Annotated in this window: 8 protein-coding genes; 1 reads left to right on the top strand and 7 read right to left on the bottom strand. The window is 39.1% G+C overall.

All coding sequences use genetic code 11. From position 1 onward, the window contains the following. A partial coding sequence (locus tag B3I52_RS08055) for a DUF6157 family protein (protein ID WP_293300212.1) occupies positions 1–471 on the top strand: 471 nt, incomplete at its 5' end. A 235-nt stretch (positions 472–706) separates the two neighbouring features. Here the strand turns inward: B3I52_RS08055 and B3I52_RS08050 are convergent. The 7 genes from B3I52_RS08050 to B3I52_RS08020 form a co-directional block, all read right to left on the bottom strand. Next, positions 707–2,716, bottom strand: coding sequence for a putative porin (locus B3I52_RS08050; RefSeq protein WP_293300210.1), 2,010 nt, complete (start codon positions 2,714–2,716; stop codon positions 707–709). Further along, positions 2,716–3,531 carry a purine-nucleoside phosphorylase gene (locus B3I52_RS08045; protein WP_293300208.1) on the bottom strand — a complete coding sequence of 272 codons (816 nt, stop codon included), beginning with the start codon at positions 3,529–3,531 and terminating at the stop codon, positions 2,716–2,718. Before B3I52_RS08045 ends, B3I52_RS08050 begins: the two co-directional genes overlap by 1 nt. Beyond that, complete coding sequence (gene lpxK, locus B3I52_RS08040; protein WP_293300207.1) at positions 3,494–4,555, bottom strand: tetraacyldisaccharide 4'-kinase; 1,062 nt, start codon at positions 4,553–4,555, stop codon at positions 3,494–3,496. The genes B3I52_RS08045 and lpxK overlap by 38 nt, the downstream gene beginning before the upstream one ends. Positions 4,556–5,040: 485 nt before the next feature. Beyond that, positions 5,041–8,097: an efflux RND transporter permease subunit gene (locus B3I52_RS08035; protein ID WP_293300206.1), complete on the bottom strand. Its 3,057-nt coding sequence runs from the start codon at positions 8,095–8,097 to the stop codon at positions 5,041–5,043. Between the two features lie 28 nt (positions 8,098–8,125). Next, complete coding sequence (locus B3I52_RS08030; RefSeq protein ID WP_293300205.1) at positions 8,126–9,220, bottom strand: efflux RND transporter periplasmic adaptor subunit; 1,095 nt, start codon at positions 9,218–9,220, stop codon at positions 8,126–8,128. A 69-nt stretch (positions 9,221–9,289) separates the two neighbouring features. After that, positions 9,290–10,672 carry a TolC family protein gene (locus tag B3I52_RS08025; protein WP_293300203.1) on the bottom strand — a complete coding sequence of 461 codons (1,383 nt, stop codon included), beginning with the start codon at positions 10,670–10,672 and terminating at the stop codon, positions 9,290–9,292. Between the two features lies 1 nt (position 10,673). Beyond that, positions 10,674–11,309 carry a TetR/AcrR family transcriptional regulator gene (locus tag B3I52_RS08020; RefSeq protein ID WP_293300202.1) on the bottom strand — a complete coding sequence of 212 codons (636 nt, stop codon included), beginning with the start codon at positions 11,307–11,309 and terminating at the stop codon, positions 10,674–10,676. Positions 11,310–11,388 lie beyond the last annotated feature (79 nt).

Genomic DNA, 11,388 nt, shown 5'->3' with positions numbered 1-11,388 from the left:
AAAGCAATAATGCACTACGGGTATAGCCTAACAAATACTAATTGCTACTTCTTACTTATGAAAACCCACACTACAAACTACCAAAATACTTTTATCGCAGTGGCGGATGACTGCCCTAGCGCTAAAGGAGAAATACCCACAACGAAAGCAGGCCATAAAACGGTAGCCGGTTTACAGTTCGATATGATTAGCAAACATCCGTACAAATATACTTCGGATGAGATACTATTTGCTGTTTTTGCCACACGAAACGATTTAACCGAACAAGAATTAGCAAGCGCAAGAGAAACTTTCTTTGCTAAAGGCCAGGCCTGCTTAAGAGCATCGGCCTTGGGGAAACGCTACGGTTGGGGCATACACCACAATGCCGAAGGCAAAATTGCACTGTACGGTTGCAACACCCCCGAGTACCGTAATTATTTGGCACAAACAGGTATTAAAATAGTAAAGGCCATGCAATCGAAAAGGTAACCCGTAGCACCATTCTTGCATTTTAAACGGGATTGAAGCAGTAATACTTTTTTTAACCACTACCTTATCACAATAGGCGCAGGCTGAGTTTCCCTAATTTTCGGGACAAGTAATTGCAGCCTTTTTACCATAAAAACCCTTCGACAGGCCTCCGGATAACAGGAGGGGAACAAAAAATCAATGGAAAGCCCGGCTGAAGCTCCCTAAGATAAGCTGTAATTGCTTTACTAAAAACCTAATCGTAAAAATTCCAGGTAAAGCCCAAAACAAGCAACCGATCTGGCATAGGGTATCTGTTAACCGTGTAGTAACCCCTACTAAACCAACCTTGATTTACATATTGATATTTAGCGAATAAATTGGCCCTGCGCAATCCAAATTTCAGCCAAACATCAGCAACAGGCTTAGCGCTAAAAGTAACGGCATCGCCATTATAAAACTGACTAGTGGCCGGAGAATAAGATTTAGACAAATAGGCATCATTGTAAAAAACATCAACCCCTAGCTGTGTTTTCAGCACCCTAAAAAAGGTTTGGTCTTTATAAATACTGGCAAAAACATACACCTCTGGCATTCGCATTACCTGTTTTGCATCTGTTTTTTGGTAAACACCATAAGCACTTACATGAAAACTTCCAGCATCTATTTGTTTACCTAATTTTAACTGCAATAAACTAATTTCTCCACTATGTTGAAAAGGCGCAATAGCTTTGTCCAATGTTGGCGATTCTCCAAAATAGAGATAATTGCTAATGAGATAATACGAGGCGCTGGCATCCAATTTTAAAAACTGGTTTACATACGCAAAAGTAAAATTGGTAGTTTTTGTACGCGAAAAAACCCCTCTTCTATCCCATTGGTAATGATTACCATAATAACGGTTAAAAATTTCTTCTGGAGACTTGTTTTGCGTATAAGCGCTCATTACAATTTTGCCGGCCTTATTGCTTAGGGCAAAATTGCTATTGGCCTCGTAAAGGTAATCGCCTGCATTGCGGCCTTGAAAAATCTGCTGAATATTAAGGTCAACATCAACCTTATCGCTAAAACGGTACCCCAACGTACCTAACAAGGTAGTATTTTGCACATTAAAATTACGACCATAAAAAACGCTGGCATCGCGTTGTAACACCCATTGATTAAAGCTATAAATATCGTTTCTAATGCCGGCATCTATTTTAAGCTCATTTTTAATAAACGAACTATTTTTAGCTCTTAAAAAAAAGCTATAGATAAACTCGTTCTGTATATGCTTAACATGGGTACTGTCGTTTGTAAAAACCAAATCGGCGGCGGCTACCGTGGGGAAAATACCGTGTTCGTCTTGCTCGTCTTTTTTAAAGCTATAAGCACTGTTGGTGTAGGCAAAAGTGTGGGTTATTTTATTGGTTGGCAAAATATTTTGAGTACTGCTATTGGTGGTGCTATCTATACGTCCAACAAAATAGCTTTGCCTTATCATTACCGAATTATCTCTGTTAAGCTGGCGTGCCGTATTTAAACGTACAGGCTCTGCTTTTTTGGTTACCAAGTTATCGCCTGCTGGCAAAAATATAATATCATCTTTTAAGATAGAACCATTTTCTTGAGCCTTCATGGTGTTAAAAACCGCATCTACCCAGAGGTTGTAGCGCTTATTTTTGGTTTGGTACCAGGTAAAAAGTGTACCGTTTAGCACATCGCCACGCTGGTGTGCATAAAAACCATTGGCGCCTATACGGTTAAAATTGGCCCCAAAATTCCAATTGGGCTTAATGTTTTGTGAGTGGATAATCTTGAGCAATTGCACATTATCGCCAGCACTGATATAAGAAAGACTGGTAAAAGGGCTACGGGCACGGTAAAACTTAATGTCGTTATGGGTAAACTTGTAGAGGTCTAAAGAATGCGAACCAGCATCGAAACCTATTGTTTTTACAGGTTCGAAGAGCAATGGTATAGCCGCTAAACCTATTAAACCCGTGCCTACCGTAGGCCTATTGGGCTGTGCAATAGGGCTAAAATTTTGGATATTGGCTAATGCGGTATCTATAGGCAGGGTTTGTATGCTGTCTTTGGTTAATTTACGTGTGGTGTAACGAATGTACTTGGCGGTAAAAATTACCGAATCTTTACTGCTTTCTTCTTTTTTACGTAACGAATCGAGTTCTTTATTGCCTGCAATAGATGTTTTTAAATCTTGTGCATACACATTAGTTAAGCCCAACAACAAACTAAACAGAACAGCTACAAATATTTTCTGCATTATAGGGATAAAATAAGCTGACTTAAAATTTTCGTCATTTTGGGTTCTGCCTTTGCTGCAGTTTCAATAATTTCTTCTACGCTAACTGGCTGTAAGTCTTCGGGAAAACCCTCGTCGGTTAAAACAGAAATAGCAAAAACGGGCAGGCTCATGTGGTTAGCTACAATTACTTCGGGTACGGTACTCATTCCAACGGCATCGCCACCAATAATGCGCAAATACTTATATTCTGCCTTAGTTTCGAGGTTTGGCCCTGTTACCGATACATAAACGCCCTGATGACAGGTTATATTTTCGTCTTGCGCAATTTTTAGTCCTTTTGCAATTAACGCTTTATGGTAAGGCTGGCTCATATCGGGAAAACGTGGGCCAAAATCTTGGTTGTTCAACCCTCTTAAAGGGCTTTCGGGCTGTAAGTTAATGTGGTCGTTAATGATCATTAGATCGCCTTTTTTAAACGCTGGGTTTAACGAACCCGCAGCATTAGAAACCAAAAGGTAACTGATGCCCAACAACTTCATTGCCCTAATTGGAAAGGTAATTTGCTGCATACTGTACCCTTCGTAAAAATGCAAGCGGCCTTGCATGGCAATTACTTTTTTACCTTTTAGCGTTCCAAATATGAGTTTACCAGAGTGAAATTCTAATGTAGAAATAGGAAAATTTGGAATACTTGAATACATGATGCTGTGTTGCACCGCTATTTCGTTTACCAAACCACCCAAGCCTGTACCTAAAACAATGCCTATTTCTGGTTCAAAATCTCCTATTTTTTGTTTAATGTATTTTATCGAATCGTTTAGCGCTTGCAACATAATCTAATATTTTTTGGTCAAACCTGTATTTATCGGTTGTGTTAATTTCATTTGCGATGGGCAGGTAATATATAGGCAAATTTAACAGTAAATCTTTTAAATTGTTATCTAATAAACGCTGCCCATCTTTTTCTGTAGTTACAATGATTTTTTCTTTGGCAGGATGCTTTTGAAAAGCAGCTACTAAAGTTCCTATTTCTTTTTCGGTAAAACAGTGATGGTCGGGATATTCGAAAGATTGTATATAGATTGGTTTGCTGGCCAGATACTGTTTTAACGGTGCAGGATTAGCGATGCCAGTTAACAAAAAAACTTCCTGTTTTTCTTGGAACTCTGTTGCTGCGCCGGTATAAAGGTGTGTTAATTTTCGATAATCGATGTGAGAAAAAGCCAAGTCTTGCTGAGGGTCTAAATTAAGCTTGGCCAAAAGTTTATCTCTAACCGCTGCTGTTACCGCTGTTGGCGATTTTGTAATTAATACCATTTGCGCTCGTTTAATGCCCGAAAAAGGCTCTCTTAAATTGCCCGCAGGCATTAATAGCTGATATTGGTTAATTTTTGCAAACTCGAAAAGCAACACATTAATACCGGCTTTAACTTTACGGTGCTGATAGGCATCGTCTAGCAAAATTACATCGTGGCTGTCTTTTAATTTTCGGATGCCTGTTAGCCTGTCTTCGCAAACGGCAACTGTTACATTTTTAAACTTGTGGTAATATTGCAGCGGTTCATCGCCTATGGTTTGGGCGGTCGCGTTATCATCGGCCAATAGAAAGCCTTTCGTTTTTCTGCCATAGCCTCTGCTTAAAATAGCTACTTTATAGGCAGCCAACAATTTTGCCAAATACTCTGTAGTTGGCGTTTTGCCAGCCCCACCTACAGCCAAATTACCCACACAAATAATGGGCAGATCGAAGCCAGTAGAGCGAAAAATACCCCAATCGTACAACTTATTACGTAGATATACCACCAAGGCATATAGTGGGTTTAAAGGCAACAATAACAGGCGTAGGTATTTTAGCATCAGTTTTCAAAAATAACTATAATATCATCAATAGAGATGCGAAGTCGTATCTTTTTGCAACTATTAGGCTTAGTGTTTTTTTTTTTGACAACTGGTGGAGCGCAATTACATGATGCCCTTAAATTTAAGGAATGGCAAAAACTAACTATAGCCAACAGAATGCAACTTATTTTATGTAGTTTTATTACATATATAAATGAGTTACCGCCATTTCAGAAAACCAGTGCTGTTCGTGATTTGTAATCGCGAACCCATATCCGTGCATTTGTAATGCACAACGGTTATAGCAGATTAAAAATTTGCCGATAGGACTTCGGAATTGCAAACCGAACGCAGTGAGCTCATAAAATAATTCATGCTATCCGATATTTGCAATGCCGGATCACTTATCTAAAAATCTTTAATTCCACTTCTTCAAACGTATCATTTCCTTTTCTTACTGTTCGGAGTAAAAATCCTATAAAAAGAAAAAGTATTCCTATTATCTAATCTTCCGCTTTTTCTATTCGTGGCGGCATTAATTTATAAACCACAGGCGTAATAATTCTCGACAACAAGGTAGAGCTGATCAACCCGCCAATCATTACAATAGCCAGCGGCGATATTAACGGATTACTAGACATTGCAATGGGCAATAAACCTCCAATTGCCGTTAACGATGTTAAAATAATTGGCAAGAAACGAACTTCGCCCGCTTCTTCAATGGCTGCGTTAAGTTCTTTGCCTTCGGCCCGTAATTGGTTCGTAAAATCAACCAAAAGGATGGTATTTTTAACTTCGATACCTGCCAGCGCAACAATACCAATGGTGGCCACAAACGACAGGGAGTTGCCAGTGACCATTAACGCCAATACTGCCCCCACAATGCCCAATGGAATTACCGAAAGCACAATTAAAGTACTCTTAAACGTTTTAAACTCTAACACCAATACCGCAATAAACATGAAAAGCGTTACCAAAATAATACTGCCAAAACCACCGAATGATTGGCTACGGCTTTCTACCTCTCCGCCCATTTCGAAATGATAGCCAGCTGGCAACTTCATTTTCGCCATTTGCGTTTCTAAATCTTTAATTACCTGATCGTTCAAATAGCCTTTTTGCACAAATGAGTTTACCGAAATGGTTCGTATTTTATTTTGGTGATTAATGCTCAGCGCCGAAGTTTCGAGCTTTAAACTGGCTAACTGCGCCAATGGGATTGAAGTTCCCTGCACATTGTTTACAAACAAGTTATCAAACACATCTAGGTTGGGGTTTGAAGAGTATTTGGTAGTAAGCAAAATAGTATAATCGTCGCCATTAGATTTTGGGTTGAGGAATTTACCTACTTCAAAGCCGGCCAAAGCCATGCGCACTGTGCGGTCTATATTAATCATCGGTACGCCCAAGGCCAACGCTTTTTCTTTGTTAATCTCTACTTTAATATCCGATTTTAGATTTTTTAGCGGATTATTGGTGTAAATAGTACCTTCGGTTTTTAACAGCAATTGCTCTACTCGGCCGGCCAAATTTCTAAGCGTATCTAAATTTTCTCCAAAAACACGCACTTCTACTGGCGAAATCATGGGCTGCCCCTGCTCAAAATCCTTCACTTCTACTTTTGCCCCTAAATAAGAAGACCATTTTGCTCTCAATTGCTCTATCAAGGCCACCTTTTTATCGGCCCTCACATCTGGGTGCAACAGCACAAAAATTTCTGCAAAATCGGTACGCTCGTTGGTTTGTAATAAATTGTAGTAAATACGTGGGTTTCCTTTACCAACGTTCGAAGCAAAATATTTCACTTCCGGTATTGCTGTAATTTCCTTTTCGATCTGTTTAGTAATAGAATCGGTATATTTTAAATTAGATTGCAAAGGCGTAGATACGGTAATTAAAAACTGTGGTTTTTCTGAAGATGGGAACAAACTAAAACCAATTACCGGAATAAGCGCCAAAGAACCTGCAAATACAGCTATGCCAATAAGAATAGTTAAGTATGGCTTGTGCAATGCTTTATCTAGCAATTTTGCGTAAGACCCATGAATAATTTTCTGCAGGGTTCTTAGAAAAACGTTGCCATTTACATCTGCATGTGGCTTTAATAGCTTGCTAGATAAAAATGGCACCACCGTTAGCGCCACCAACATAGAGGCAATAACCGAACAAATTACGGCCACGGGCAAACTTCTAATAAACTCTCCCGAAGCTTCGGGCATAAACATTAAAGGCATAAAGGCAATTACCAAAGCTGCTGTACAGCCCATTACCGCCAAACCAATTTGTTTGGTGGCCATTAATGTTGCTGTTAGGCGGTCGTGTCCATCACGCATCCAGCGTTCTATGTTTTCTACCACCACAATACTGTCATCAACTAGCAGGCCTAAAGACACTACCAAACCCACAATGCTCAACTGGTTTAAACTAAAGCCCAATAGGTTAATGAGAATAATGCCAATAGCCAACGACAATGGAATAGAAACCATCACTACCAACGACGCCCTCGTGCCCAAAGGCAACAAAGTAATCAGCACCAAACAAATGGCAATGGCAAAATCTATACCCAAGCCTCCCAAACGTTTATTTACATTATCAGCTTGGTCAAACATAATGTGCTGGTCTATATTGTTGGGCAAGGTGTTTTTAAACGCCTCCAAAATTGGCAAATAGGCTTCTTGGGTTTGCGTAATATTGCCACCTGCTTTTTGGGCAGCGGTTATAAAAACTGTTCTAAATCCGTTTAAACGCGTAATATGTTTATCTTGCGAATAATCAAAATACACATTGGCCACATCTTTAAGTGTGGTATTTTTACCTGCGCCACTAGCTACAATGGTATTTTTAATTTCGTCTATACTTTGGTAATTACCACTCGTTTTTATATTGAAAGACTTTGTTCCGGCATCAATACTTCCTCCTGGAATATTGGCTACCTCACTTTGTATGGCATTAGCAATTTGGGTAACCGGAATATGTAATAGTGCCAGCTTCTCCAAATTCAGATCTACCTTTACTAACTGATCTGGCAGCCCAACTATTTCCACATTTTTTAAGGATGGGATTTTTTCTAATTGGTCTTGCAATTCTTCTGCGGCACTTTTTAGTTTGTCTCTCGAAGCATTCTCAGAAACCAGTGCAACCTGCAAGATATTTACATCGGAAGGCGATATTTTTTGCACATCCATGGAGTAAATTTCCTGCGGCAAATTAGGGCGCTCACTATTAATTTCCCTCAGCAGCTCCTGGTATTTATCATCTACATTTACGCCATATTTATACTCTACAATAGCCACCATTAAACCATCTCTAATGGTTGTTTTAATGCTCTTAATGTCATCTAAACCGTAAATACGCTTCTCGAGCGGCTTTACCACCAGCTCTTCCATATCTTTAGGGCTAGCACCAGGGTAAACTACCACTACCGGAAAGTTAGGTGGGTTCATGTCTGGATCTTCAGCCCTCGGCATATTTAAAACCGTAGTAATGCCCAAAGCCATTACCATTAACACCATAATTAAGGTGAACTGATAATTTTTTACTGCGTAGTCTGATATTTTCATTTTCTAAAAATCCATTAATGAGTAAAAATTATTTAACCACCTTAATTTTTGAACCATCGGTAAGGTAAGCACTGCCCGAAATAATTATAGCACTTGCATTTTCCAATCCGCCAGTTACCGAAATTTTATCTTTTTGTATAGCGCCCAATTGCACCTTTACTTTGTTAGCAGTCCGATTGTCGTTGGTTACAAACACATAACCTTCGTTTTCGCCCCCATCTAAAAGCGCATCGTAAGGAATAGTAAAAGCAGTTTGTTTTTTAGAAGGAAAGATACTGGCCTTGCCAAACAAACCAGCCGCCAAGCCCTTCACCTTAGTTATTAAAGCCAATTCTACACCAAAAGTTCCACTTTGCGGATCAATACTTTCTGATTTCCTGCTCACTTTAGCTTGCAAAACTTGGCCACTTAAAGCTTCGGAAGTAATGGCAGCTCGGTCGCCCACTTTTAAGCCCGACCATTGTTTATCGCTTAACCCAACTTTTAAAATCCAATTACCCTCGCTCGCTCCGTTAATTTGTAGCACGGGCATTCCTGGCCCAATAATTTGCCCATCGTTGGCCAGTTTCTTTAATACATAGCCATTTCTGGTAGCTCTTATTGCAGTATAGTCTTCGTTAAACTTGGCCGCCTGCATTTGCTGTTTGGCTACATCTAAAGCCGTTTTTGCATTTTGCAATTGCTCCAATGTAGCCACACTGTCTTTAAAAAGCTTGTTGGCCCGTTCGTAATCGCGTTGTGCCTTATGCAAAGAAAGCTGTACCTGCTCTACTTGCGAGCCTATTTCTGTAGGGTTTACCGAAGCCAATAATTGCCCTTTAGTAATTTGATCTCCTTCTTTTACATAAATGCGGCTAATTACCCCCCCGTTTTTAAAAGAAAGTATGGTTTCATCGTTAGTGGTGAAATAACCAGAGGTGATAACTTCTGCATCAGTATCTGTTTCAACCAACGAAATTACCTTTACAGGAATAGTATCTTGCTGAATGATGGCTTTTTCTCGCTTATCTGTGCCTTTACAGGCAAAAAACAACAGTAAAACCGAGCCGAATGCAAGGTGTTTCAGGGTCGTTAATATATTGAAATGTTGGAAGATTGAAATGTTGGAAAGTTGGTTTGCCATTGCCTTATTGTTTTATTCCTCTTTGTACCTTTTGTAATTTAACCATGTTGCATTTTGTAAATATCCCATTTAGGGGGTTGATATGATGTAAGATGCTGTTTCTCGTTCTATATTGGCCATAGCATTAAGCACTTTATAAAAATTAATATTTACTAAAATTTTGCTCGACGTGTATTGATTTCTCGCATCAATGGTTTCTACAAATGAATTTGTTCCTGCTAAATAACCTCTTTCTATTAGCCTTAAATAAGTAGCGGCCGCCTCAAATTGCTTTTGCGATGATTGATAGGTTTGGTAGGCGGACCGCAAACCATTCTGCGAAACCTTGGCAGACATGCTTAGCTGTTGCGCCACCAAATTAGAGTTCAGCACTGCGTTTTTCAAATCGAGGGTGCTTTCTTTGTATTTATTGCTATTTCTATTGCCCGAAAAAATTGGAATCTCTAGTTGCAGGCCCAACATATAATATCTTGTATTATTGCTAAACTTAAAACCTTCAGATTGTGTACCCACATCTAAAAATGCTCCCAGTTTTGGTACCGCAAACTGGCTATTCATTTTTTGTACATTTCTGTTAATTCCTTCCACCTCTTCAAGCGCCTTCAGTTCTTCTCTTTCACTAGCCACATTTAAGCCCGCAAGCAAGCCTTCTACTTTAGCTAGTTCAGTTGCGCCATTATTAACTTCCGCGATAATGGCTTCGTTGGCATCTCTATTTAAGAGAAAATTAAAATACAAACGAGCATTGACTACCTTTTGCTCGGCATCCAATAAAGTAGCATTTACGCTTTCTACTTCGCTTTGCGAACGCAACACATACGCAGGCAAGCCTTTTCCATTTTCTAAAAGCTTTTCGTTTACCCGAAGGCTTTCTTTTGCCAAAGCCAAACCCGATTTATAAATAGCCACTCCATCAAGTGCACTCAAATAGTTATAGTAAGCCGTTTTTATTTCTTTTACCAAATCGCGTTTATAAATCTGCACTTCATATTCTTGCAACACCAATTGCTGTTGGGCAATGCGCTTGTTATAAAGGATATCTGTATTGATAATTGGGACGGTGGTGCGCAATTTTGCATCATGAAAGTTCTTAGGCAAAAAGTTAATCGTCTGATTTTCCAACATGGGGAAATTGTTATTGCCCGTAATTTGGTTCAAGGTATGGTAAACAGGATTCATCAAATCGCCCAAAGGCAATGGTATATTACGACCGCCATCTGCAGTTTGGTAAGCTGCTTGAAAGGCTACCGTTGGCAAGAACAGGCCTTTGGCAGTTTTTAGGGCATATTGTGCTTTTTCTAAAGACACATTTTTTTGCTGTAAAACAATATTGTTCTTAAACGCAGTATCTATATAACCTTGCAAAACACGCTGCCCCTGTACAGGTATCCAAAACAAGACCATACCGAGAAAAACAGTTAAAAAAACTTTTTTTATTAACAGTGTTAACATATTATTTCATTTTATCAAGCATCAATACCAAAGTTTCAAAAGCTTCTTCTAAGACGTTTCTATCTGCCGGCACATTCAAGTGTGCACTGGCCACATGGTCTAAGTGCCCCTGCAATTTTAAACTGCATAAACCGTGCACCAAAGCCCAAATATTTAAAGCTACGCTATTTTCGTTTAACCCTTTAAAATAACCCTCTGCTTTACAAGCCAACACGATTTGCTGCAAGGCACCAAACGCGATCTCACCTTCTTCCCATTCACAAGAATCTTTGCCAGAAATAAAATCCATTGGCTCTTTCATGATAAACATAAGCTGATAAAAATCAGTATTATGAGTAGCAAAATCAAGGTAAATTCTACCCATAGCCTTTAATCTTTCAAAACCGCTTTCTACATGACGAAGTACCGAAAATTGCTCGCCCAAAATCTTAAAGCCTTCTTTATGCAAAGTATAGGCAATATCATTTTTATCTTTATAATAAAGATAGATGGTTGTTGGACTGAGCTTTATTTGGGCGGCAATTTTTCTAATAGAAGTAGCCTCAAAGCCTTCTTTTAAAAACAACTTTTTAGCGGCCTGTAAAATCTCTAATCTTACGTCCTCAATTCGCCTCCTATCTTTTTCTTTTCTTCCCATATCTTTTGAACAACACAAATATAATTAACAGTGTTAATTAAAAAAATATTATTGTACAAAAAAGGGGCTGTCTCAAAAG

It is taken from the genome of Pedobacter sp. UBA4863, from assembly GCF_002399615.1.
Taxonomy (GTDB): Bacteria; Bacteroidota; Bacteroidia; order Sphingobacteriales; family Sphingobacteriaceae; genus Pedobacter.
This window is presented reverse-complemented; position numbering and strand designations above follow the sequence as displayed.